The sequence below is a fragment of the Treponema sp. genome, assembly GCF_024696245.1.
Classification (GTDB): Bacteria; Spirochaetota; Spirochaetia; order Treponematales; family Treponemataceae; genus Treponema_D.
On the sequence record NZ_JAILGZ010000163.1, the window covers coordinates 1 to 24,717 of the forward strand.

20 protein-coding genes are annotated in these 24,717 nt (G+C 39.0%); 15 read left to right on the top strand and 5 right to left on the bottom strand.

The annotated features are described in order from the left end of the window. Positions 1–122: 122 nt before the first annotated feature. The 3 genes from K6D58_RS11830 to K6D58_RS11840 form a co-directional block, all read right to left on the bottom strand. Complete coding sequence (locus K6D58_RS11830; protein WP_296830955.1) at positions 123–533, bottom strand: PD-(D/E)XK nuclease family transposase; 411 nt, start codon at positions 531–533, stop codon at positions 123–125. 231 nt (positions 534–764) lie between these two features. Further along, positions 765–1,310 carry a hypothetical protein gene (locus K6D58_RS11835; RefSeq protein WP_296830957.1) on the bottom strand — a complete coding sequence of 182 codons (546 nt, stop codon included), beginning with the start codon at positions 1,308–1,310 and terminating at the stop codon, positions 765–767. Positions 1,311–1,352: 42 nt separating this feature from the next. Then, positions 1,353–3,071, bottom strand: coding sequence for a tetratricopeptide repeat protein (locus K6D58_RS11840; protein ID WP_296830959.1), 1,719 nt, complete (start codon positions 3,069–3,071; stop codon positions 1,353–1,355). Between the two features lie 109 nt (positions 3,072–3,180). On the opposite strand from K6D58_RS11840, the gene K6D58_RS11845 reads away from it, so the two are divergent. From K6D58_RS11845 to K6D58_RS11855, 3 genes are all read left to right on the top strand, one after another. Then, positions 3,181–4,242 carry a tetratricopeptide repeat protein gene (locus K6D58_RS11845; protein ID WP_296830963.1) on the top strand — a complete coding sequence of 354 codons (1,062 nt, stop codon included), beginning with the start codon at positions 3,181–3,183 and terminating at the stop codon, positions 4,240–4,242. Between the two features lie 132 nt (positions 4,243–4,374). Continuing rightward, positions 4,375–5,628: a lytic transglycosylase domain-containing protein gene (locus K6D58_RS11850; protein ID WP_296830966.1), complete on the top strand. Its 1,254-nt coding sequence runs from the start codon at positions 4,375–4,377 to the stop codon at positions 5,626–5,628. A gap of 45 nt (positions 5,629–5,673) precedes the next feature. Then, on the top strand, positions 5,674–7,101 hold the full coding sequence (locus K6D58_RS11855) for an OmpA family protein (protein ID WP_296830968.1): 1,428 nt from the start codon (positions 5,674–5,676) through the stop codon (positions 7,099–7,101). A 12-nt stretch (positions 7,102–7,113) separates the two neighbouring features. Here K6D58_RS11855 and K6D58_RS11860 read toward each other — a convergent pair whose 3' ends face one another. Next, on the bottom strand, positions 7,114–8,217 hold the full coding sequence (locus K6D58_RS11860) for a patatin-like phospholipase family protein (protein WP_296830973.1): 1,104 nt from the start codon (positions 8,215–8,217) through the stop codon (positions 7,114–7,116). Beyond that, positions 8,218–8,838 (bottom strand): phosphoribosylglycinamide formyltransferase, encoded by a 621-nt coding sequence (gene purN / locus K6D58_RS11865; RefSeq protein WP_296830976.1) that lies wholly within the window; start codon positions 8,836–8,838, stop codon positions 8,218–8,220. It abuts the gene before it with no gap. 147 nt (positions 8,839–8,985) lie between these two features. Between purN and yajC the strand changes: the two genes are divergently transcribed. The 12 genes from yajC to K6D58_RS11925 all read left to right on the top strand — a co-directional run. Beyond that, the gene (gene yajC, locus K6D58_RS11955; RefSeq protein WP_367182354.1) at positions 8,986–9,612 is read left to right on the top strand and encodes a preprotein translocase subunit YajC; all 627 of its coding nucleotides are present in this window, start codon (positions 8,986–8,988) and stop codon (positions 9,610–9,612) included. Positions 9,613–9,625: 13 nt separating this feature from the next. Next, positions 9,626–11,398: a protein translocase subunit SecD gene (secD, locus tag K6D58_RS11875; RefSeq protein WP_296830979.1), complete on the top strand. Its 1,773-nt coding sequence runs from the start codon at positions 9,626–9,628 to the stop codon at positions 11,396–11,398. Next, positions 11,398–12,396 (top strand): protein translocase subunit SecF, encoded by a 999-nt coding sequence (gene secF / locus K6D58_RS11880; protein ID WP_296830981.1) that lies wholly within the window; start codon positions 11,398–11,400, stop codon positions 12,394–12,396. Before secD ends, secF begins: the two co-directional genes overlap by 1 nt. 74 nt (positions 12,397–12,470) lie before the next feature. Continuing rightward, a complete protein-coding gene (ispH, locus tag K6D58_RS11885) occupies positions 12,471–13,319 on the top strand; it encodes a 4-hydroxy-3-methylbut-2-enyl diphosphate reductase (RefSeq protein WP_296830984.1) in 849 nt (282 codons plus the stop codon). 54 nt (positions 13,320–13,373) lie between these two features. Continuing rightward, entirely contained in the window at positions 13,374–14,453 is a 1,080-nt protein-coding gene (locus K6D58_RS11890; RefSeq protein WP_296830987.1) for a hypothetical protein, read from the top strand. An 8-nt stretch (positions 14,454–14,461) separates the two neighbouring features. Next, a complete protein-coding gene (locus tag K6D58_RS11895; RefSeq protein ID WP_296830990.1) occupies positions 14,462–17,644 on the top strand; it encodes a FlgD immunoglobulin-like domain containing protein in 3,183 nt (1,060 codons plus the stop codon). Positions 17,645–17,821: 177 nt separating this feature from the next. Next, the gene (locus K6D58_RS11900) at positions 17,822–18,739 is read left to right on the top strand and encodes an ABC transporter permease (protein ID WP_296830993.1); all 918 of its coding nucleotides are present in this window, start codon (positions 17,822–17,824) and stop codon (positions 18,737–18,739) included. Between the two features lie 10 nt (positions 18,740–18,749). Then, positions 18,750–19,790: an ABC transporter permease gene (locus K6D58_RS11905; RefSeq protein ID WP_296830997.1), complete on the top strand. Its 1,041-nt coding sequence runs from the start codon at positions 18,750–18,752 to the stop codon at positions 19,788–19,790. Between the two features lie 15 nt (positions 19,791–19,805). Next, positions 19,806–20,873: an ABC transporter ATP-binding protein gene (locus K6D58_RS11910; RefSeq protein WP_296830999.1), complete on the top strand. Its 1,068-nt coding sequence runs from the start codon at positions 19,806–19,808 to the stop codon at positions 20,871–20,873. Further along, positions 20,870–21,856 carry an ABC transporter ATP-binding protein gene (locus K6D58_RS11915; protein ID WP_296831002.1) on the top strand — a complete coding sequence of 329 codons (987 nt, stop codon included), beginning with the start codon at positions 20,870–20,872 and terminating at the stop codon, positions 21,854–21,856. The genes K6D58_RS11910 and K6D58_RS11915 overlap by 4 nt, the downstream gene beginning before the upstream one ends. A gap of 51 nt (positions 21,857–21,907) precedes the next feature. Further along, a complete protein-coding gene (locus tag K6D58_RS11920; protein WP_296831004.1) occupies positions 21,908–23,551 on the top strand; it encodes a peptide ABC transporter substrate-binding protein in 1,644 nt (547 codons plus the stop codon). A gap of 249 nt (positions 23,552–23,800) precedes the next feature. After that, a partial coding sequence (locus K6D58_RS11925) for a type I restriction-modification system subunit M (RefSeq protein ID WP_296831007.1) occupies positions 23,801–24,717 on the top strand: 917 nt, incomplete at its 3' end.

A 24,717-nucleotide genomic window follows, 5' to 3' on the forward strand; every position in this document is an offset into this window, starting at 1 on the left:
ACCTCATGTCAGCAGACAGCCATTAATGACAAAACAGACAAAACAGTAAAATTGTTTTATAATGCAAGTGCATGGGATAAATCAGAGGACGAGGAATTAAAAAGCCTCTTTAAATTTGTCTGTTACAACAAAGCGGAAAGTCCTAAATTAAAGGGATCATTTTTACAGATAAAGATTACAAAGCTTTCAGGCAGATCTTTGTAGACACGGCCTTTTAAAAGATTGTCTACATCAATCATACTCTGATAGTAGCGGCTTCTAAGCAGGATTTCTGAATAATCTTTATTCTGCATCTCGATATCATAAACTTTGTCTGAATCCTTAACATAAACATCAAAGCGTACACCATGAGATTCATAGGTGGGCTTGATGGATTTTTGAAGTTCAGGATATTCAATGTGGTCTACCTTAATTTTTAAAAGGCGTTCAATAAGGCCGGCACAGAGTTCCGGGTCTTTAAGAACTTCACCGAACATATAGTCGTCAGTAAAGGTAAGATTTTCTAATTTTTTAAAATAACTGGATTCTTTCATTGCTTCTCCAAATTTTGAAATTAATTTTTTAAGGAAATATGTTCTTAAAAAATCATGCAGCTTTTTAACAAAAATAAATTGGCTTAAAATATCTGACAGATTTTTAAAAGCAAATATCCCCCATATATATATTTTAATCGTTTAACAAAAAACCACACAAATTACCAAAAAAAAACGGCAGCCAAAAAAAATCAAGCTGCCGTTTTTTGTTTATACTTATATAAGCATGTATCAGAAGTTATATCTGTATTTAAAGCCAACAGAAAACTTTGGAACAAACATAAATGCAGATTTTGCAAACTGACTCCAGGTATCACCCATATCACAGTAGTACCAGGATAAATCAAGATTCAGAATTCCGGAATTTGGATAACTTTCTACAATTTCAATATCCCAGCCTAAAGAAAGTGTTGGATAGCAGAAAGGAATCTTAAAGTTACTGCTATAGTCAGCCATAATATAATGAATAAGATTTCCACCTGCAGTTATGTAAAAAGCGTCACCATGAAAACCTAAAAATAAAGAAGGGATATAAGTATCATAATTTTCATTTACTTCTTTATTTCCCTGGTCGTCAGTGTCTTCATAAACTGCGATTGTATGAAAACCCTTGTATCCAAAATAAAAACCGTCCAGACAAAAAGAAATATCATGGTTATCTTCAACTACTGAATAGTTGGTACCAACTCCGATTCCGGCCTGAATAAAATTATCTGCAAAAACAGGTCCTGTTGTCAGGGCAAATAAAATAGCCAGCGATGAAAGAATTTTTTTCATATCTTCCTCCTGAATTAAAAAATCATATTTTAATTATAATGCTTATTTTTTAAGAAGTGAATCAAGTTCATTATTTTTTTGCAAGAGTTCGCTGTTGGTAGAATCCAGGGCAACTACCTGCTTAAGATAATATTGAGCGCGGCGGTAGTCTTTTTTTGAATAATAAATTTCATAAAGCCTGTAAAGTGAATCTTTGTTACGTGGATTTGAAGTAAGGCTAGAACGTAAGTCATTCAGTATTTCTTCTTCATTTGTATGTGTATAACTTCTCTGGTAATAAAGGAAACTTTTCATTTTTGCATTGGAAAGAGGAAGCAGTTTGTTAATCAGCTGCAGGGCATTTGTTTTTTGATAAGTCTGGATAAGAACTTTTATGTAAGCCTTCTGTGCTTCTTCATCGTTATTGTTTGCGGAATACATTTTATTTGCAAGGTTAGAAGCTTCAGTATTTTTTTTAAGGGCAAGACAAATATCTATATGACGATAAAACCATGAGTCAGCTGGATTTTCCTTAGCTATAAGTTTTGAACTTACGGCATAAGCTTCCGTCCATTTTTTCTGTCTGGTCATTTCATCAATATAAATTAAAAGAGCCTCGATATTGTCAGGATCAGATTCGAGGATTTTATCCGTAAACTGTTTTGCAGTCATTCCGTTAATTGCAGTATTTGCGGCAGAAGAAATCTGGGCTGCACAAAGAAGAACTTCATTGTCATCAGGATAAAGTGTCAGTGCCTTACCAATTGTTTCTCCGGCAGCCGTATAGTTTTTATTCCATTCACGCTGAAGCTTTGCCTTAAGTAAAAGGTATTCACGGCCGGAAGTGTTGTTTGTTGAATAAAGATCCAGTAATGAAGAAGCCCTGATAAAATCATTTTTATCCATAAGTATTCTTGCACGAAGAAGAACGTATTCAAGATTTTCCGGTTCAAGAAGAAGGACCCTTACAACATAAGATTCTGCTTTGGTTAAATCATTCATAGCATATGATGAACGGGAACACAAAGCCAGGACATCAACATTCTGAGGATACTGTTCCAGCAGGGATTCGCCTAAGGTAAGGGCATGCTCATAATTGTGAGCCATGTAATTTGCCTTGAGCAGGGCAAATTGAATTTCAAAGTTGGAAGGTGCCCCCTTTCTTGCCTGGGTAAGATATTCAATTGCAGCTTTAGGGTTGTTTTCCCTCAGTTCAAGAATTCCCAGAAGGTATCTAACAAGAATTGAATTTGAATCCTGTTCAAGGGCTGCATTTAAAGCCTGACGGGACTGCTGGTAGTAGTCATTTCTTGTTTCTGAAGTTACAAGTACCAGGGATGGAAGTACATTAGAAAAGAAGTCTCCTGAATTATGACCTGAATCATAAATACCCCGCTTTGCAGTTTCTATTGTACCGATATAAGTGTTCTGGTCAGAGTAGGCAGGTATTTCCCATGTAATGTTTTCTGACGGCCATACAATCTGCATTATATTTGTACAGATTCCAATAAGAATCTTTTCGTTATCCAGGTAGTCAGATTCAAGGCTTTTATGAAGCTGGGAAACTGCCTGTTTAATAGAAGAAGGTGAACCAATCTGAGCATTGCTCATAATTTTGTCATCTATTGAAGAAAAGAAGGTTCTTTTGTCTTTAAATTTATCGGGAATTGCTATGGCCTGAGGTTCCGGAGTAACATTTGATGTAGTACCGCAGGAGAGTGTAAACACAGCTGTGCAGGTACATAAAGCTAAAAATGCAGCTCTCTCCTTATCAAATTTCACGGTTTTACTCCTAAAAAAGTCTGGCATGCCTCAAATAGCCGCTAACTTTAAAGAATACAATATGTTTCCCTTCTTGCCAACTATGGCTTTGGTTTGATAAAATCATTTTATGTCATTTTTTAAAAGTTTAGCTGCAGCAATTTTACTTTCAAGCCTCTTTATTTCATGTAAACCAGAGCCAAAAGGCAGAATTCTGGCTGCTGCATTTTCAAATAGCTATACAGAGACCCAGCGTCTCCTTATGAATATTCTTGAAGACCAGACTCTTGAAGAAAAGAGCCGCTATGTTGTTGTAAACAAGATTGCAGAAAACATGCTTTCTGTTAACGATTATCCTTCCCTTATAACATTCCTTACCCAGTGGGTAGAAAAGCACCCGGATGATACATATAACGCTTACTGGCTTTTAATGACAGCCTATGCATATCTTGAAAATGATGCCAGTCCTATTGCTGAATATTATTTTGAGCGTATTATTGGTAATTACGAAGACCTGCTTGTTCAGGATCAGTCAATTCACTTTTTAAGTCTTCAGCATTTAATTCAGATTAGTAATACTCCTGCTAACCGTATTTATTATTTTAATCAGCTTATTAACCGTTTTCCAAATAAAATCAGTAAAACTGAGCTTTATTATCGTTTAGCCCTTGAGTATGAAAAAGAAAGTGAGTGGAGCCTTGCCCTTAAGACTTACGAAAAGTTCCTTGATCAGAGTGATGCTTCTACAATTCAGATAGAAGGTGTTCCAAATGCTTACCTGAATGCAAAGCAGCTTGTTGATTTTAACGATTCACCAAAAGACTGGACTTTTGAAAGCCGTGATGCCCTTGTAAATGCCATTAAAAAAGCAATTTCCAGCTATAACTACAATGCCCTTGAGCGTTATAAGTCAAAAGTAAACTTCTTTGCCATGACCTGGCGTTCAGAAGAGACAGACGAAAATGCTCAGGTTGGTTTTACCATGCATTCCTATATGCTGGGTAATCGTATCCGCTATAATGCCGAACTGGACCCTTCTTCTACACCAACAGAGGCTTACCTGCGTACAACAGGCTGGTCTACTTATGTAAACACCTGGTACCTTTATTTTAGAAAGGTAAACTTCCCTGCAGATCCAGAAATTCATGGTCGATGGGAATGGGCGGGTATATACCTTGGTGAAAAGCTTTAATAAATTGAATCAGCATAATCAGGACAGACTGTGTTTTACAAAAAAAGCGCTTTTATATTTGCAGTTTTAATATTCACACAGCCTCTTATATTCCCCCAGGAAGCAGCTGATGTTTCAGTAACAGAAGTATCTTTGGCAGAAACATCAACATCGCAAACAGCTGCCCCACAAACTGCCGCACCTCAACCGGCAGCTGCTGCATCAGATTCAGCCTCTGCAGTTCCACAAGCACAAAGTGCAGAGATATCTTCGGCAACAGCCACGGCCCCTAAAACAGCTCCTTTATCCGGTAAAACAGAAATTTTTTTTGACGCAGAAGCAGTTCTTCAGGAAGCGGCAGCAATTCTTTCTCAGGAAAAGGAAGAAGCTGAACCAGACCAGGAATATACTGAACTTTATACGGTAATTCCTGAGGCAAAAAGGTATTCAGTAGGTCTTGGGGGAATGAATCATACCCTTACTAAAAAGTTCCGCAATCAGTTTTTAAGGGAACACGGGCAAAAGCAGCTTACAGCCATTCTTTATGATTCGCTTCCATATAGAAACTATATCCGGGCCCAGCTTAAGGCTAAAAAAATGCCCCTTATCCTTCAGTATCTTCCTATAATTGAATCAAATTACAAGATAAATGCTGTTTCCAGAACAGGAGCTACGGGTTTGTGGCAGTTTATGGCCAACAGTATGCATCCCTACCTTAAAAAGAATACCTGGTATGATGAACGTCTTGACCCCTGGAAGGAGACAGAAGCAGCCCTTAAAAAACTTCAGGAAAACTATAAGATGTTTGGCAGCTGGGAACTTGCCCTTGCAGCATACAATATGGGTGCCGGTGCCATGACCAGGGTTTTAAAAAAGCATCCCGGTAAGGATTTCTGGTATCTGGCAGAACACGGATATCTTCCTGCACAAACCAGGGATTATGTGCCTAAGCTTATTGCAGCAGCAGATGTTATAGAAAATGCTGAATATTATGGCGTTTTAGAGATAGGAGCTGCAGATAAAGCTCTTGATACTCACCCTGTAGAAAATTATGAATATGTAACTGTTGCCGGCATGATTAGTCTGGATCAGATTGCAAAACTTACCGGTATAAAAAGATCAGAACTGGATTTTCTTAATCCTTCTCTTTTAAAAAAGTGTACTCCTGCAGGAGAAAAGTATTCTCTCAGGGTGCCGGCCGGAACTTCTAAAGAAGCAGAAAAGGCTCTGGAAAAGGCAGATATTGCTACGGATGCCCTTATTTATGTTGTTCAAAAGGGAGATTCCCTCTGGGGAATAAGCCGCAGGTACAAGCTTACCGTAGAAGATTTATGTAAAGTAAATAATATTAACGAAAAGAGTATACTCCGAATAAATCAGAAGCTTGTAATACCTGTATTTAAGTGATGGAAGATTAATGCCGATAATCAGCAAAAGAGGTATTTACCAGAAATGAAGAAGTTGATTTGTATAACAGGGGCACTTATTTTATCAGCCCTTGCTTTTTGTCAGGATACAATTACACCTGCAATGGCCGGCGAACTTGATATAGAAGAACTTGCCCGCCGTCTTGCCAATTATAGCGGCCATGCATCAGAAGAAGATGCAGTTATGACTTCTGTTTCTACTATAAATTGGACTAAAAATACCTTTACTTCCAGTGTTTCCCTTGATGTAGCCAAGGCAGGTATTCCTATGCCAAGCGGTAAATCTTCTTCAGTAAATAAGATTCAGATGGAACTTCCGGCTCTGGTAAAAGATCCTCTTCTTTCAATTTATGTAGATAATACCAGGACTTTAGGTGACCTTGTTCTTGAAGAAACAGTTACTCTTGAAGAACTTACCCGTATTATTGACAGCAGTAAACAGACTCCGGCATATTTTGAAAACGGTACAAATAATCTTGTAACCCAGCATACGATTCAGCTGCAGAATATTGGTGCCAGCCTTGTAAAGCATAAGGTTGCCTACACCCAGAGGGTTCCTATTGATACAGTTGCATCCAAGGCTTATACAGGAATTATTATTGATGCCAGGGGAATGCTTCCTGTTCATGGTGAATTTGTAGAAGACCGTACTTATCCATGTATTTTTCCAAAAATCTGGAGTGAAGACATGGACCTTATTTATGAACGTAACATGGTAGAACCTCAGATTGTAAAGGAAAGGGGCAGTGTTCTTTATTCATCCAGCAGGTTTGTAGAAGATTACGAAGATAGGGTTGGTAAAAAGCCTCTCTGGATTACTGCAAAAAAAGTATACGGTATAAATAGAACAGATGCGGTAATTTCAAGAAATGATTATCTTCAGATTACTTCCGTTAAAGAAAACATGGAACTTCTTCGTAAGGGAAAGGTTGTTATTCTTCTTGATAAGGATGTTCTCATTCACGGTGTAGCAGCACCTGATAAGAATAAGCGTTACTATGTTGCCTACGAAAAACTTAAGCGCTATGTACTTGAAAACCCAATTCCGGATACTTTCCTGCTTCCGGGGCCAAGCGGCTTTAGGTTTAAGATGGAAAACCTTAAGTTTATCGCAGATTCTCCTAAGCTTTTACCGGAAGAACAGGGTCGTATCAGTCAGATTGCCCAGTCAATAAAGAAGTATGTGGTTAATGGTGAATTTACTATTCTTGTAGAAGGTCATACAGCAGATGTTAACAAGCCGGAAGGTCAGCTTCAGCTTAGTATTCAGCGTGCACAGACAATTATTCAGGCTCTGGTGGATGAAGGAGTAGACAGTTCCCTCTTTACCTACAAGGGTTATGGCGGAACAAAGCCAATTGCAAGCAATACTACTCCGGAAGGTAGGGCTCAGAACCGCCGCGTAGAGATTCAGGTAATGCCTAAATCCGGCTACGTACAGCGGGTTGAGTAAAATTACAGGCTTTTAGTAAAGCAAATCACTGTTTTCTTTAAGGACTTTTCTGGCATCCTTATAGCCTAAAAGTATCAGGTTATCAATCTGGCTGTCATTAAAGTTCAGTGTGCCGTGAACTATGTCTCCCAAAGGTTCACTTGGAACGATTTCTATAAGTTTTTTACCCTTAAGTTTGGTATTTGACTTTGAAACCATGCTTTTTCCCAGGGAAGATTCACTTCTAAGGTAAACAACTATTACTGTTTCTACATTTTTGTCTTCAAGAAGGGGATCTACCGGAATATTCTGACCACCGGCATTCTCAAAACCACCATCTATGTATTCACCCTCAGAATTTAAAGGCTTTCCGTACTTGATTACACTTGTATCCAGGTGAACTGTGTCAAATACAGCAGGCATGGCAGAAGAAGCAAGGAGCAGTCTGGTAACATTGTCCTGTGAAGTCTGTTCGTTAAGGATAAAGGTCTCGCTGTAGTCCTGCCAGCCAAAAATACTGATGTTCATGATTTTTTTAGCAAGATTGTGCTTTTTAAGGCATGTTACGTATATTTTAACAGGATTACCGGCCAGACTTTCAAAATCAATGCTTTCTTCTATAATATCCGTAAGCTTAGACCTTGAAAAAAGACCCTTTGCAGCTTTTCCACTGTCAAAATAGTCCTTAAGGTAGGTGGCAATGGATGTAGCTATGTCACTTCCGGCTTTTTCCAGAGTTTCAAGGAAGGGGCTGTCTTCTGTAAGCAGGCCGTCTTTATATTCATTGTAAAGGGCAGTCAGGGATCTGGTGTAATCCAGAATAAGTGAAATAATATCAGCGTATTTGTCAAAATCCGGTGTTAATACAGATTCAAAGCCTATCTCGTTTTTCCACAGTTTTTTTACCTGATAGGGGCTTACATTTGTAAAAAGGGCAGCGTTTAAGGCACCAACAGAGGTTCCGGAAACAGCCGTTACGTTTTTATCCAGATGCATCTGCTGCATGGCAAGCCATACTCCGGCTTCATAGGCACCTTTAGCACCGCCACCAGACAGGCAGAGGCCTATTTTTTTATCTTCGCCATGAGAAAATACTGTAAAAAGACAGAAAAATATAAGAATAAGGCTTTTTTTCATTTAGAGTCCTTTTGCAAGAAGGCAGACACCTTCTACAATTGCTTTATGTTCTTCCGGGGCTATACGGGCGTAGAGTGAATCCGGGGTGTCACCTTCCATTACCGGTACTTTTTTCTGAATAAGTATTCTTCCAGAGTCACAGCCTGAATCTACCAGGTGAATTGTACAGCCGCTTTCTTTTTCTCCGGCAGCAAGGACTGCTTCATGAACATTGTGTCCCCACATTCCCACGCCGCCAAATTTAGGAAGAAGGGCCGGGTGAAGGTTAAGGATGTGGTCTTTGTATTCTTCTATAATTTTGCCTCCAAGAACAGACAGATAGCCTGCAAGAACGATTGCATCTGCCTTATAAGTCCTGCAGCATTCAAGAATAGCATCACTTACTGCAAATCTTTTCTGGTCACGGTCAGCAGTCTGGGCTTTTTCTTTACCTAAAACTGAATAAGGGCTTTTAATTTCTGAAGGAATGCCTGCATTTTGAGCTCTTTCCAGGGCATAGGCATTTTTTGTACTGCTTATAACTACACAAATGTGATAGGGACAGTCTTTGTTTTCTTTTTCATAATCAATGAGGGCCTGAAGGTTGGTTCCTCCGCCGCTTACTAAAACCGCAATGTTCATGTGAATACCTCTGCAAAAAGTTTACTAAAATAATGCCTGCCTTTAAAGTCCCGTCTCTTTTAGGGGCTGACCGGGAATTCAGTTGAAATAATGAAAAAAATCAGATAATCTAAATCACTAGTTTTAAATTAAAAGAAGGAAGGCAAAATGGTAGTAAATGAACTTTTTCTTCAGACTGCTGGGACCGGCGGCGGTGGATTCGGTATGCTGGTGCCGTTAATTCTCATCGTATTCATCATGTATTTTTTCATGATTCGCCCACAGAGCAAGAAGCAGAAAGAAACACAGAGAATGATCGATGCTCTCAAGAAGGGAGACAAGGTAGTAACTATAGGCGGTATTCATGGTACGATTGCACAGACAAAAGAAAAGACTGTAATCGTAAAAGTTGACGACAACACAAAGATTGAATTTAACCGTACTGCAATTGCAACAGTTACTTTTGAAAAACCAGTTTCAGAATCAGAAAAAAAGGCAGACGCTGCAGCATCTTCAGCAGAAAATGCAGAAGTAGTTTCTTCAGAAAAGTCAGATGAAGAGAAAGAAGCAGAAGCTAAGGCAAAAAAATATGCTAAGATCCGCATGATCGTTATTCTTATTCTTGTTGCAGTATTTGCATTCTCTATGATTTACAGGGGAGCAAACGCAAAGAAAGCTGATGCAAAAGCTTCTCAGTCTACAGAACAGAATGCTTCTTCAAACGAAGAAAATACAGCTGCAGAAACTTCTTCAACAGCAGAAACATCTGATGATGCAGATGAGTTTGATAAGTAAGGCGGAGTAAAAAATGAAAAAGATTACACGTTTAGTTATCATTGTTGCAGTTCTTGCAGCATGTTTTGCATTCCTCTGGCCTTCAATTTCATGGTACGGACGTACATCTAAGGAAGATCAGGCAGTAGCAACACTTTCACTTGAGAAAATCAAGGAAAAGTCACAGCAGCTTGCCAGAAGTGGAGCTAAGGCTTTTTACGCAGAAGTAAAGGCTAACCCTGATTCAAAGCTTTCTGCTGAATACAAATGGCTTGAAGAAAAAGTAAAGGATAATTTTGATAAGGCTGATAAAGAGGCTCCATCAAAGATTACATACAATAGTGTTCTTGAATCATATTCAGTTTCTTCTATAAACACAGCACAGGCTTACAGCAAGCTTCTTGGTGATTTTGAAGAAAACTATCGTATAAAGATTCTTGCTGACAGAAAACACTATCAGAACTCTGTAAAACTTGGTCTTGATTTAAGTGGTGGTATAAGCATCATCGTTAAGGCAGACCTTGATTCAGTAGCAAAGGCAGCTGATCTTACAGGTGGTCTTTCTGAAGAAGAAGTTAAAAAGCAGGCAATGGCTCAGACAATCGAAAATCTTACTAAGAAAATCGACAGCTTTGGTTTGAGTTCACCAGTTGTACGTCAGCAGGGAGATGACCGCATTTATATCGAACTTCCTGGTACAGCTGAATCTGATACAATTAATTCCATCGTTCAGGGAAGGGGTATGCTTAACTTCCGCCTGACACGTACAGACCTTACAAAAACCCTTAATGAATATCTTTCAGCACATCCTGAAAGCTACAACGAAGATGGTTCACTTAAAGAATCAGTTGCTAAAGATGCAGGTATTCCTGATGATGCAGAAATCCTTGGTTATTACGTAACAGACGATTACGGACTTGATGAAAGGGCCGGATATCTTGTTATTAACAAGGAAATCGTACTTGATGGTAAACACATTACACGTGCAGAAGTAGGAACACAGGAAACAACAGGTGAACCTGAAGTTAACTTTATCCTTGATTCTGAAGGTGCAAAACTTATGGGTGATTTTACATCAGCTCATAAGAACGACTTTATGTGTATCGTAAGTGGTTCTAAAGTTAAGTCAAATGCAAAAATTAACAATGCAATTATGAATGGTTCTGTAGCAATTACAGGATTTACAAGACAGGAAGCAGAAAACCTTAAGAAAGTACTTCAGTCAGCATGGCTTGATGTGCCACTTTCTGTAGAAAGTCAGCAGGTTATCGGTGCAGAACTTGGTGAAATTGCAATTAAACAGGGTCTTACCGCTATTGCAATCGGTCTTGTTGCAATCATGATCTTTATGCTTATCTGGTACAAGGGTGCAGGATTTAATGCATGTGTTGTTCAGGTTCTTAACCTTTACATCATGTTCTCTGTACTTAGTGCCCTTAACCTTACACTTACACTTCCAATGATTGCCGGTATCATTCTTACAATCGGTATGGCAGTTGATGCTAACGTAATTATTTACGAACGCATTAAGGAAGAACTTGCTCTTGGTAAGGATCGTGCGGCGTCTATTTCTACAGGTTTTGCAAACGGTATGTGGGCAATTCTTGACTCTAACATTACAACATTCATTGCTGCAGTATTCATGAGTCAGCTTGGTACAGGTTCTATTAAGGGATTTGCTTATTCACTGGCAATTGGTGTTCTTTCTACATTGTTTACAACACTTGTAGTTTCACGCCTTATCTTTGATTTTGGTACAGAAACAATGCACAAGAAAAATATCAGCATCAGCTGGAGGATCAAATAATGAGAACAGTAAAGAATTTTAGTAAAGGTTTTTTACCTTGTGCCATGCTTAGCTGTGCTGTTATCCTTTTTGGAATCGTAGGTCTTTTCGTAAGGGGAATTAACTTTGGAATTGACTTTGTTCCAGGATTTATTGAAGAAGTAGAGATTTCTGCAGCATCAGCTGAAAAGACAGCTTCAGAATCAGAAGAAACAGCAGTATTTACCGGTACAGTCACAGTTGATGCAGTTCGTTCTGCATTTGCAGACAGCAGCATTTCTGTAAAGGAACTTTCTTCTAACGGAAAAACAACTTACCAGATTCGTGCAAAGAGCAATGGTAAGGAAGAAGATGACCAGAAACTTAAGGATGAAGTAGTTTCATCACTTAACGCAAAGTTTGGTGCAGAAAACGTAAAAGTTGTACGTGAAGACTATGTAGGTTCAAGCTTTTCAAGCTCCCTTGCAGTTAAGTCTGTAGCACTTGCTCTTGTAACACTTCTTTTAATCTGGGGTTATGCAACAATCCGCTTCCACTGGGACTTTGCTCTTGGTGCAATCGTTGCCCTTGTACATGACTTCCTTATTATGTTTGCATTTATTTCATGGACACAGATTGAGTTCAGCACAACAACACTTGCAGCTGTTCTTACAATCTTTGGTTATTCTATCAACGCTACTGTTGTTATCCTTGACCGTGTACGTGAAAACATTAAGCTTGGACAGATTAAAGTATTCAATGACATTATCAATAAGTCAGTAAGCGATACTTTTGCCCGCTCAATCATTACAACTGTTACAACAATGTTTGCTTCTGTATCACTTATCGTATTTACTTCTGGAAGCATTCATGACTTTGCAGTAGTTCTTACAGTAGGTCTTCTTTCTGGATGTTATTCTTCTATGTTTATCAGTTCAGGATTTATTTCATTTATCCGCCGCAACTGGAAAGCAGAATACAAGAATCACGTTCATCAGCCAAAAGCAAAGAGAGCTCTTGCTGAACTTACTGTTGAGTAAAAATCAATTAAGTTGAATAATTGCCATTGTTACCTTGTGTAGCAATGGCTTTTTTTATTTAATGAGGAGTTTTTGTGGAAGTAATAAGGGCTAAAGTACTTGGTTTTTGTATGGGTGTAAGAAGGGCTGTAGAAACTGCAGAACAGTCTGTTTCTAAAAATTCTGCAGGCACTAAGATTTATACTCTGGGACCTCTTATTCATAATCCTGTGGTTTTAAATGACCTTGAAAAAAAAGGTGTATCTGTTTTAACGGATAAAAATCTTGACCAGGCTCAGCCGGATTCAATAGTAATAATCAGGGCTCATGGCACAACTCCTCAGGTTCAGTCATATTTAGAGAGTCATAATCATACAGTTCTTGATGCTACCTGCCCTAAAGTTCATTTAAGTCAAAAAAGGGCTGCTGAGTGGAATGGCAAAGGTTTTACCATAATAATTGCCGGTGACAGAAATCATGGAGAAGTTGTAAGTATTTCTGCCTATGCCGGAGGAAATGCCCTGGTAATAGAGAATCCCCAGGAGGCAGAAGCTTTGGATGTTCCAGAGAAGGCAGTTTTAATTGCCCAGACTACCTTTAGCCCGGTAGAATTTGAAAAAATAAAGTCTATTCTTAAAGAAAAAAATCCCCAGATTCAAATATTCAATTCAATATGTTCAGCTACTATGGAGCGGCAGGATGCTTTAAGTCAGCTGGAAGGTAAAACCGACGGTATTCTTGTTATTGGCGGTAAATCTTCTGCAAATACCCGCCGTCTTTACGAAAGGGCAGCTTCTATATGTAAAAATGCTGCTTTAATAGAAAATGCCTCAGAAATTCCCCCGGAATTCTTTAAAATGCAGAAAGTTGGGCTAACAGCCGGAGCTTCAACACCCGATAATATAATCGAAGAAGTCGAAGAGTTGTTATTACAAAATAATTAGTGTAAATTCAACTTGAGGTTATAAAATTGGAATAATAACGGAGGTTTAAATTCCATGAAAAAAATCACTGCTTTGGCAGCTGCATTATTTGCTTTTACAGCTGCGTCTTTTGCTTACAATCCACCTGCTGGCGGAGAGTATGTGTACACATTTACAAGTCCGGAAATGCTTTCTGGTGGAGCATCGGCTACTGGCGGTGCAGAGTTCAACATTGTTCCTGCTTCAATTATTTTTAACCCGGCCCTTACTGCAGGAGAGCAGAGGACAGTTGCAGATTTAAGTGCTTCTCTTCTTATAAATACTAATAAGAATGATTTGCCAGGAAATGATGATGCTTCTATGGGTTTTGGATGTCAGCTTGGTCTTATAATTCCTACAAGATACACAGTATTTACTGGAACAATGCAGGGGCTTTTTGCTGACTTTAACAACATGAACTTAAGGAACACAGTTGCAATTCACCTTGGAGCTGCAAAAGAAATCCTTGAAAAACAGTTTTATGTTGGTATGAATCTTTACGGCGGTTTTTATACTGGAGATGATTCAGATTTTACAGCCGGTATAGATCTTGGAACCCTTTATTTATTCCAGAATAATCTTGGTTTCCTTAAGAATCCACGTCTTGGAATTGCAATGCTTAACATCGGTAAGCCTTTGAACGGTTACTACACATACGGTATTAAGGAAGATGAAGGCGTTCTTTCTGATGGAGATTACCCTGGAGTATTTACACCACGTCTTTCTTTTGCATCAACACTCTTTAAGACAGCAAACGTAACAGGTTCTTTTAGTACAGATGCATCTTTCCCAACTTTACATAATGCAGTTTTTGATATTTCTTACGGCATGACTTTCTTTGATGTTATTCATTTGAATGCAGGCTGGTCACTTAATATTCTTGAACTTGCAGAAAAGGATTATACAGCTGCAATGCCTTCTATTGGTGTAAGCTTTAAGTTCCTCTTTAATTCTAAGAAGCTTGGAAAAGAAGACTGGGCTCAGAGCGAAATTATACCTTCACTTGCATGGCAGGAAGTATATAGCGGAATCGAAGTTGTAAGTCTTGGTGCAAAGGTTAATCTTGGTCTTGCAGATACATCAGCACCAGAAATTATTCTTTGGGATGAGGAGTAAGGCGTAAAATGAAAAATGTTTCTAAAAAAGTAAAATTAGTTGCAGGTGCAGCTCTTGTTCTTCTTGGAACAGCAGCCTTTGCAGAAAGAAGTCCTCAGTATATTTCACCAAATAATGACGGAAGACAGGATCGTCTTGAAGTTCCTCTTAAAATAAGGGACAAGCGTTATATCAGTGCCTGGAGTTTTGTTATTCGTGATGCACACGGAAATATTGTCCGCACAATCGGTAACAAAGTTCAGAATGAAGGAAGCATGACTTTTACAGGTTTCTTTAAAAAGCTTGTAAGTCCAAAACAGAGCGTAGAAATTCCGGAAAAAATTATCTGGAACGGTTTCTGTGATGATGGTTCCCTTGCAAAAGACGGTGTTTATAAATACAAGTTCTATGCAACTGATGATTCAGGTAACAATGGTGAATCAGATGAATATGTTGTAATCGTTGACAACACACCTCCAGTAATTAATCTTGCACAGCTTACATCTGATGAAAAGAATTTTGGTGAAGGTGCAAAATCAATCCTTCGTATTAAGCAGTCCGGTTCTGAAGAAGAATTATGGACAGCAAAAATTACAGATCAGTCAGGTAAAACAATCCGTTCATATAAGTGGGAAAAATCTGAACCTCTTAACGTTGAATGGAATGGTACAGATGACAAAAGCGCCATTGTACCGGACGGACTTTATAACTACGAAGTTACAGCAACAGACCTTGCAGGTAACGTTTCAGAAAAAGCCCTTATTACTAACATTCTTTTCTCTGCAGAAAAACCAGAGACAGCTGTTGCAATCAGTGGTTCAAAATATTTCTCTCCAGAAGGACAGAATTCTAAAATTAAGAATGTTAAGCTTGACGTAACAATTCCTAACCCTACATCTTCTGTAAACTCACTTACTGAATGGTCAGTTCAGATTGTTGATGCTAAGGATAAGGTTGTTCGTGAATATTCTGGTGATGGTAAGAATGCTCCTAAGGGTAACCTTACATTTGACGGTAAAGATTCAGAAGGAAAAGCACTTCCAGAAGGTCAGTACCGTGCAAAGATTGCAGCCACATATCTTAACGGATACAAACCGGAAGTTATCTATTCACCGGAATTCGTAATTGATAACAGCGCTCCAAAAGCAAGTGCAACTGTAAACTCTAAGATTTTCAACGGAAAAGACAGACTTAAGATTGCACTTTCTTCTGTTCAGAAGCCGGCTTACACTGGTGCAAAAACATGGACAGGTACTATTGTTGATGCAAAAAGCGGTGCTATCGTAAAGCAGTATAATTTTGGTTCAGAACTTCCTGCAGAAGTTGAATGGGATTCTGTTTCTGATGCAGGAACAATTGCAGCTGATGGTGATTACAGCTTTAAGCTTGATGTAGCAGATCTTGCAGGAAACACTGCATCTGTTTCTACATCTTCATTTAAACTTGATACTTCTAAAACAGAAGCATACATTTCTATTTCTCCTGCAGCCTTCTCTCCAAACGGAAACGGTGTTCAGGAAGAAGTAAAGATTACTCCAAAAGTAAATGCAGCCAACGGTCTTAAGAATTACACCATCAGGGTTGTTGATTCAAAGAATAAGACTGTATGGGAACAGTCAGGTAACGGAAATCCTCCAGAAAGCATTATGTGGAACGGAACTTCTAATACAGGTTCTGCTGCCGGAACAAAATGTGAAGATGGTGAATACAAAGTTACTCTTGATGCAGAAGCACAGAGTGGTACAAAGGCAGCTACTGTAACAAGTTCAAAGATTACTCTTGATACAAAGGCACCTCTTGTAAAAGTAACACCTGCATATACTTCATTCTCTCCAGAAGCTACAAGTACAAGACAGACTCTTCCTGTTAAGGTAGAAGAAAGTTCAACAGAAGCTTTGTGGAAGGCAGAAGTTATTGATTCTAAGTCAAAGAAAGTTGTCCGCACTTATACATGGACAAAGAGCCCTGTAAAGAATTTTGCCTGGGACGGAACAGATTCTAATGGAAACAAAGTAGACAACGGTACATATTCAATTGCCCTTTCTTCTACAGATGCTGCCGGAAACTCTGCTAAGGCTGTAATCGATAACATTAAGCTTGATGCACGTCAGGCAACTGTATACGTAACAAACGAACTTACAGGATTCTCTCCAAATGGTGACGGAATTCTTGATAAGCAGAAGTTTACTATTCATACTTCTTTAAGCGAAGGTATTTCTAAGTGGAGCTTTGATATTGTAGATGCCAACGGTAAGGCTGTAAGAAGCTGGACAGAAGCAGACAGCAAGAATCTTCCTGCAAACATTGACTGGGCTGGTGATACATCAGACAAGACAATTGCAAACGGAGTATTCTCAGGAAAGCTTCACGTTGAATACGAAAAGGGTAACGTTGTAGACGCAGTATCTTCTACATTTATCTGTACAGCAGAAGCTCCAAAACTTTCTGTAGGAACATCACCTAAGTGGTTCAGCCCTGATAATGATGGTACAGATGATGATCTTCAGATTAAGCTTAAGGGAGAATCCCTTGCAGCATTCAAGAGCTGGAGTTTTGTAATCCGTGACCGCAACGGCAATATGTTCTGGAAGACAAGTGGTAAGTCAGCAATTACACCACGTATTATCTGGGACGGACGTGGCAGCAACGGTGAACTTGTTCAGTCTGCAGAAGATTATCCATATGAATTTACTGTAACTGATGAACTTGGCATGACAAGCAAGGTAGAAGGAAAGATTCAGGTAGACGTACTTGTTGTACGTGACGGAGACAAGCTTAAGATGCAGGTTCCTTCTATTATCTTCCGTTCAGACAATGCTGACTTTAATGTTCAGAAGCTTGATGCAAACGGAAAGGTTATTTCTGCCGGAATTACAGCTGACCAGGCTAAGAACAACGAACGTGTAATTAACCGTATCGCAGAAATCCTTAAGAAGTTCAGTGATTATAAGGTTGTTGTAGTAGGACATGCTAATCCATCTACAAATGATCCTGCTGAAGAAACTACAGACAATCCGTCTAAGTGGGGACCAGCTCTTGGACCTCTCTCACTTAAACGTGCAGAATTTGTAAAGAATCAGCTTATTAAACTTGGTGTTTCTAAGAGTCGTCTTGGTGCAGAAGGTAAGGGTGGTACAGAACCTGTTGCCGACACTAAAGATAAGTCAGTTAACTGGAAGAACCGCCGCGTAGAATTCATTCTTGAAAAATAAGTTGAATTAAGCAGTAAATGCGCCGCCGGAGTAAAATCCGGCGGTTTTTTTATGTAAAATTCAGCTCATGTTGCATAAAATGCATTTATTTGTTGTAGCTACATCAACTATATTATGGTAGAATATACCGCTACTTTAAGTATTTTTATAGATGTTTATAAATTTCGAGGTTTCTAAATGTCACGTTATTTATTGAAACGAATTGCTACAGCTTTGTTTACTGCATACCTTGTAGCAACCCTTACGTTCTTTATTATGAATCTTGTGCCTGGAGGTCCATTTCTGTCAGAAAAGGCAGTTACCCCAACAGCACAAAAAGCTATGGAAGCTAAATACGGTCTTGATAAACCATTGGGACAGCAGTATTTAACTTATATGAATGGTCTTATTCATGGAGACCTGGGGCTTTCTATTAAAAAGCGCGGTAGAACAGTTGCTGACATTATTTCTACAAAGTTTCCTGTTTCTGCCCGTCTTGGTGGAATTGCAATGCTGGTTGCCGTTCTTGTAGGTGTTCCCCTTGGTTCAATAGCAGCTTTTAAGCGTGGAAAAACTGTTGATAACATCCTTGTTGTTCTTTCTACCGGCGGAATTGCCATTCCAAGCTTTCTTTCTTCTACATTGCTTCTTTATATTTTTAGTACAAAGCTTAAACTCCTTTCTTCAATAGGTCTGGAAAATCCTTCAAATTACATAATGCCTGTAATAGCCCTTTCTTTATATCCTACATTTTATATTGCCCGTCTTATGCGTTCTTCCATGCTGGATGTAATGGGTCAGGACTATATGCGTACAGCCCGTGCCAAGGGTGTAAGTACAGTAAAAATGATTTTTAAGCATGCCCTTAGAAATGCAATTCTTCCGGTTATTACATATATGGGACCACTTCTTGCTTCCCTTATGACTGGTAGTTTTATTATCGAAAAGATTTTTAATATTCCTGGTTTAGGTTCTGAATTTGTAGGAGCTATTACCAGCCGTGATTATCCTATGATTATGGGCACAACAATCTTCCTTGCAGTATTCGTTATTTTTATGAATGTGCTTGTTGATATTGCCTATGCTATCGTTGACCCAAGAATTAAGCTTAAGTAAGGGAAAGAAAATGAATAAGAATCCTTTGAGTTTTCAGCTGAATGTTGACGATTTTGTAGCAGCATCGGCTTCAGAAAAAGAATCTTTGACAGTAATGCGTGAATCCGTAGGCTTCTGGAAAGATGGTCTCCGCAGATTCAGAAAAAATAAGATTGCAATGACAGCTCTTGTTATTGTTTTAGCAATTGTAGTTCTCTGTTTTATCGTACCTGGATTTTATCCTTATAAATATGAACAGCAGATGAAGGGTAGTGAACGTCTTGCTCCAATGCAGTATTCAAAAATTGAACAGCAGCAGATTGATGCAGGTGAATCGGTATTCCCTCATATTCTTGGTACAGACAGTAACGGTCGTGATTATGCCATCCGTGTTATGGTAGGTGGCAGGGTTTCACTTATGGTCGGAATCGTAGCATCTCTTCTTATTCTTGTGATTGGTTCCCTTTATGGTGCAATTTCCGGATATTTTGGGGGAGTTGTAGACCTTATAATGATGCGTATCGTTGATATTATTTATACCATCCCTGATGTTCTGATTATTATTCTTCTTGCCCAGATCCTTAAATTCCCTCTTCAGACTCTTGGTGAAGTGGCAGGTTTTGGCTGGATTCAGAAGCTGGGTCCTAATATGATTTCTATGTTTATCGTATTTGCCCTTCTTTACTGGGTTGGTATGGCACGTATTGTTCGCTCACAGATTATGGTTCTTAAACAGAATGAATATGTAACTGCTGCCCGTGCCCTTGGTGCAAAAAAGCGCCGCATTATCGGAAAGCATCTTATTACTAACTGTATCGGAACCCTTATTGTAACTACTACACTTCAGATTCCGTCTTCTATTTTTACAGAGTCATTCCTTTCATTCCTTGGTCTTGGTGTTCAGGCTCCAATGCCTTCTCTTGGTTCCCTTGCATCTGCTGCATTAAACGGATTCCAGTCATTCCCGGAGAAGCTTTTTGCTCCTGCATTCCTTATTTTTATTATTATTCTTAGCTTTAACCTTTTAGGGGACGGTCTTCGTGATGCCTTTGACCCTAAACTTAAGGCATAAAAATGGCGGTGAAAAATGGCAGATAATGAATTATTAGTAGATATTCAGCATGAAAAGCTTTCGTTTTTTACGCCTGCTGGAGAAGTTAAGGCGCTTAACGATGTAACCCTTCAGATGAGAAAGGGTGAAGTTCTTGGTATTGTAGGTGAATCAGGAAGCGGTAAATCAGTAACTGCTTATTCAATTATGGGACTTACAGCTGACAACGGAAAAATTACCGGCGGTACAGTTACTTTTAATGGTCACCGTATTGATGAGATGTCAGAAAAGGAACTCCGCAAGATTCGTGGTAAAGAAGTAAGTATTATCTTCCAGGACCCTATGACTTCCCTTAACCCTGTATGGACAATCGGAAATCAGATTGAAGAGGCAATTAAGCTTCATACTGATAAAAGGGGTAAGGAAGCTAAGGAACGTGTAAAGGAACTTCTTACTCTTGTTGGTATAAATGAACCGGAAAAACGCATGAAGCAGTATCCTCATGAACTTTCCGGTGGTATGAGACAGCGTGTTGTAATTGCTATTGCCCTTGCCTGTGAACCGGAACTGCTTATTGCAGATGAACCTACTACAGCCCTGGACGTAACAATTCAGGCACAGATTCTTGACCTTATGCAGGAACTTAAACAGCGTCTTGGAATGGGAATTATTATGATTACCCACGACCTTGGTGTTGTTGCTTCTATGTGTGATCATATTGCAGTTATGTATGCTGGAGAAATTGTTGAGTATGGTACAACTGATGATATTTTCTATAATCCTCAGCATGAATATACCCGCGGCCTTCTCCGTTCAATTCCAAAATTCCATGAAAAAGATTATTCAAAGCTTGTTCCTATTGAAGGACAGCCTGTAGACCTTCTTAATCCTCCAAAGGGATGCGGTTTTGCTCCACGTTGTTCTAACTGTATGAAGATTTGTCTTGAGAAAAAGCCTGTTCGTAATGAATACAAGAGTCTTGGTGGTGCTAAGATTGGCGAAAACGTACATTACGGACGCTGCTGGCTTGAACAGAAAGCCCAGATGCTTGGCAGTGCGGATGCAGTTGTAAAAGGAAGTAATTCTGAGGGGGAAAGCAAATGAGTGAAACAAAAAAACTTTTAGAGATAAATCATTTGAAACAGTATTTCCCTGTTGCGGGAACAAAAAAGATTGTACATGCCGTAGATGATGTAAGCTTTTTTATTAACAAGGGAGAAACTTTTGGTCTTGTAGGTGAATCAGGATGTGGTAAAACTACAACAGGCCGTTCTATTTTACGTCTTACAGAACCTACTTCCGGTCAGATTATTTATGACGGAAAAGTTATCTTTGACAGTGAAAAAAAGATTAAGGAAAAGATGCTGCCTTACCGCAGAAAGATGCAGATTGTATTCCAGGACCCTTATGCTTCTTTGGATCCACGTATGACTGTAGGTGATATTGTTGGAGAAGCCCTGGATATTCATCATCTTTATTCAGATAAAAAAGAAAGGCGGGAAAAAATCATTTCCCTTCTTTCTACAGTAGGTCTTAACAGTGAACATGCAAACCGCTTTCCTCATGAATTTTCCGGAGGACAGAGACAGCGTATCGGTATTGCCCGTGCCCTTGCAGTAGACCCTGAATTTATTGTTTGTGATGAACCTGTAAGTGCCCTGGATGTTTCTATTCAGGCCCAGGTTGTAAATATGTTTGAAGATTTGCAGAAAGAACGCTCCCTTACTTATCTTTTTATTGCTCATGATCTTTCTGTAGTAAATCACATTTCAAGCAGAATTGGTGTTATGTATCTTGGTCATATGGTAGAAGTTGCAGAAGCAGAAGAACTTATCTTCCATTCACTTCATCCATATACAAGATCTTTGATTTCGGCAGTACCTATTGCTGATCCTAAGGTTGCCCGTGCAAATAAGCGCATTATTCTTCAGGGAGATGTACCTTCTCCGGTAAATCCTCCTTCTGGATGTCCTTTCCGCACCCGCTGTCCTTATGCAGATGATTTGTGTGCTGCTCAGAAACCTGAGTTTAAGGAAGTGACAAGCGGACATTATGCTGCATGTCATCACCTTGATAAACTTAACTAGCATATTTTTTTAAGAATGCTGTGGTATAACTGCAGTATTCAGGAGGATTATATGAAAAAGAGTACAATTGCTATTTCAGTAATTGCTATGATTGGTCTTCTTTCTTCTTGCGGTGGTAAGAAGTCAGCATTAGAGGAAGCAATCGCAGCGGCAGAGAAGAACAAAACAGCCATTCACGTTCAGGTTGGTCCTTCTCCAGAAACAATCGACCCTGCCCTTAACAGTGCAGTTGACGGTGCAAACATGATTCTTCATTCATTTGAAGGTCTTCTTAAATTTGACCGTAACAACAACATTGTTGCAGGACTTGCAGAAAGCTGGGAACAGTCAGAAGATGGTCTTACATGGACTTTCCATCTTCGTCCAAACCTTAAGTGGTCAGACGGTAGTCCACTTACAGCAGAAGATTTTGTATATTCATGGAAGCGTGTAGCTGATCCAGTAACAGCTGCTCCATACGGATATGATCTTTTGAACATGGTTGTTGGTTTTGAAGAAGCAGAAAACGGAAATGTTGATGCTCTTGGCGTAGAAGCACCAGATGCTAACACATTTGTTGTTCACCTTAGCTCTCCTTGCATTTACTTTGACAAGATTGCTTCATTTGCTGTACTTGTTCCAGTTCAGAAAGCAACTGTTGAAGCAAACGGAGAAAGTTGGACTATTGATCCAAAAACTTATGTAACTGATGGTCCATATTTTATGGCTGAATTTAAAGACAATTCACGTATCGTATTCCAGAAGAATCCATATTACTGGGATGCTGCAAATGTAACATTTGAATTTATTATCTGGCATCTTATTGAAGATGCAAATACTTCTTACACTGCATATAACCAGGGTGAGATTCAGATGATTAAGGATGTTCCAACAGAAGAAATTCCTTCTCTTCGTGGTTCAAGCCAGTTCTATTCTGCACCAATCATGGGTACTTACTATGTAACATTCAATGTAGAAAAGAAACCTTTTAACGATCCACGTGTTCGCGAAGCTCTTTCTCTTGCAATTGACCGTAACTATGTTGCAAACGTAATCATGCAGGGTACATACCTTCCTGCTAAAAACTTTGTAGGACCAGGTGTATCTGATGCTGCAGCAGGTTCTTCTTTTGAAGATATTACAACTGCTAAATACGGTGATCATTTTGATATCAGCAATTACGAAGCTGACCTTGCTAAGGCTAAGAAACTTCTTGCAGAAGCAGGTTATCCAAACGGAAAGGGATTCCCAACATTTGAATATCTTACAAATGATTCCCTTTACCACAAGCCTGTAGCTGAATACCTTCAGTCTGCATATGCTCAGCTTGGTATTACAATGAAGATTAATATTCAGGAATGGAAGACTGTAACAGCTGACCGCCGCTCTGGTAACTTTGATGTTGCTCGTAACGGATGGGTTTATGACTGGGACGATCCTTCTAACATGATTAACCTTCTTGAAACAGGAAACGGTAACAACGATGGTAAATATTCTTCTGCAGCATTTGATAAAGCTGTAAGTGATGCACGTGCTACTGTTGATGTTAAAAAGCATTATGAATACCTCCATGAAGCTGAACAGATTCTTCTTAAGGATGCTGCTATGGCTCCTGTTGCTTACTACAACGAAGTATGGATGCAGGTTGATAACCTTAAGGGCACATGGCATTCACCTTATGGATACTGGTATTTTATGTACGGAAGACTCGAGTAGTCTAAGTGACATTTATAGTGCTTCGAGAGGGGCTTATAAGTGATGCTTGCACAGCCGCACGCACTTGCTACGGCTGTGTGTACGGTCGTCTTGAGTAGTTTAAGTGACTTTTGAATAATTAAGCCTGCAATTTTTGAGGGTAACTTCAAGAAATGCAGGCTTTTTTTTGCTGGTTTTTATTGTTTTTATTATCTACAAATCCGATTAAAAATTGGTATAATGTTTTTTATTAAGGTTAGGAGTTTAAAAATGATAACTGGCGAAATAAAAAATAAAATAGATTCAATCTGGGATGATTTTTTTAGTGCAGGTATGAGTGAATATCTTACTGTCATTGAACAGTTCTCATATCTTATGTTTATACATTCTCTTGATGAAGTTGAAAATGAAACTGAACAGTACGAAAAAATGTCAGGAGAAAAGAAGGAACATATTTTCCCGGAAGATAAACAGAAATACCGCTGGCATATTTTTAAGACCTTTGAAGAAACAGAACTCTTTAATTTGATGAACAAAGAGATTTTTCCGTTCATTAAAAAAATTAATGCAAATGAAGAAAGTGCTTTTGCCCGCTACATGAAAGATGCAGCATTCTCCATTCCAAGCCCACAGACCTTAAAAGCCGTAATTACAAAACTTGATGAACTTTTTGAAAATCCTGAAGTTCAGACCCGAGACATGCTTGGTGATATTTACGAATATGTTTTGAGCAAGATGAATTCTAGTGGCCAGGTTGGTATGTTCCGTACTCCAAAACAGATTCGCGACATGATGGTTCAACTTATCAGGCCTCAACCAATGGATAAAATCTGTGACCCGGCATGTGGTACTGCAGGCTTCCTTATTTCTTCTGCAGAATTTATCCGCGACACATACGGAAACAAGATGGGCGATAAAGAATGGGAGCATTATTCGAAAGGTCTTCTTACTGGTTTTGACACAGGAAGTACAATGCTCAAAATTTCCGCAATGAACCTTCTGCTCCACTCAATCCACGAACCACATATTGCTTATCAGGACAGCGTAAGCAAAAATAACGAAATTGAAGGTGAATTTGATATTATTCTTGCAAATCCGCCATTTACTGGAAGCGTAAATAAATCAACAATCGCAGAAAGTCTTACAAACGTATGTTCTACAACAAAGACTGAGCTTCTTTTTGTTGC

Coding starts and splice junctions, on each gene's coding strand:
- secD (WP_296830979.1), top strand. CDS start 9,626: ATGAAAAAGATTACACGTTTAGTTATCATTGTTGCAGTTCTTGCAGCA.
- K6D58_RS11890 (WP_296830987.1), top strand. CDS start 13,374: ATGAAAAAAATCACTGCTTTGGCAGCTGCATTATTTGCTTTTACAGCT.
- K6D58_RS11920 (WP_296831004.1), top strand. CDS start 21,908: ATGAAAAAGAGTACAATTGCTATTTCAGTAATTGCTATGATTGGTCTT.
- K6D58_RS11845 (WP_296830963.1), top strand. CDS start 3,181: ATGTCATTTTTTAAAAGTTTAGCTGCAGCAATTTTACTTTCAAGCCTC.
- K6D58_RS11855 (WP_296830968.1), top strand. CDS start 5,674: ATGAAGAAGTTGATTTGTATAACAGGGGCACTTATTTTATCAGCCCTT.
- K6D58_RS11900 (WP_296830993.1), top strand. CDS start 17,822: ATGTCACGTTATTTATTGAAACGAATTGCTACAGCTTTGTTTACTGCA.
- yajC (WP_367182354.1), top strand. CDS start 8,986: ATGGTAGTAAATGAACTTTTTCTTCAGACTGCTGGGACCGGCGGCGGT.
- K6D58_RS11905 (WP_296830997.1), top strand. CDS start 18,750: ATGAATAAGAATCCTTTGAGTTTTCAGCTGAATGTTGACGATTTTGTA.
- K6D58_RS11915 (WP_296831002.1), top strand. CDS start 20,870: ATGAGTGAAACAAAAAAACTTTTAGAGATAAATCATTTGAAACAGTAT.
- K6D58_RS11895 (WP_296830990.1), top strand. CDS start 14,462: ATGAAAAATGTTTCTAAAAAAGTAAAATTAGTTGCAGGTGCAGCTCTT.
- K6D58_RS11830 (WP_296830955.1), bottom strand. CDS start 533: ATGAAAGAATCCAGTTATTTTAAAAAATTAGAAAATCTTACCTTTACT.
- purN (WP_296830976.1), bottom strand. CDS start 8,838: ATGAACATTGCGGTTTTAGTAAGCGGCGGAGGAACCAACCTTCAGGCC.
- secF (WP_296830981.1), top strand. CDS start 11,398: ATGAGAACAGTAAAGAATTTTAGTAAAGGTTTTTTACCTTGTGCCATG.
- K6D58_RS11910 (WP_296830999.1), top strand. CDS start 19,806: ATGGCAGATAATGAATTATTAGTAGATATTCAGCATGAAAAGCTTTCG.
- K6D58_RS11860 (WP_296830973.1), bottom strand. CDS start 8,217: ATGAAAAAAAGCCTTATTCTTATATTTTTCTGTCTTTTTACAGTATTT.
- K6D58_RS11835 (WP_296830957.1), bottom strand. CDS start 1,310: ATGAAAAAAATTCTTTCATCGCTGGCTATTTTATTTGCCCTGACAACA.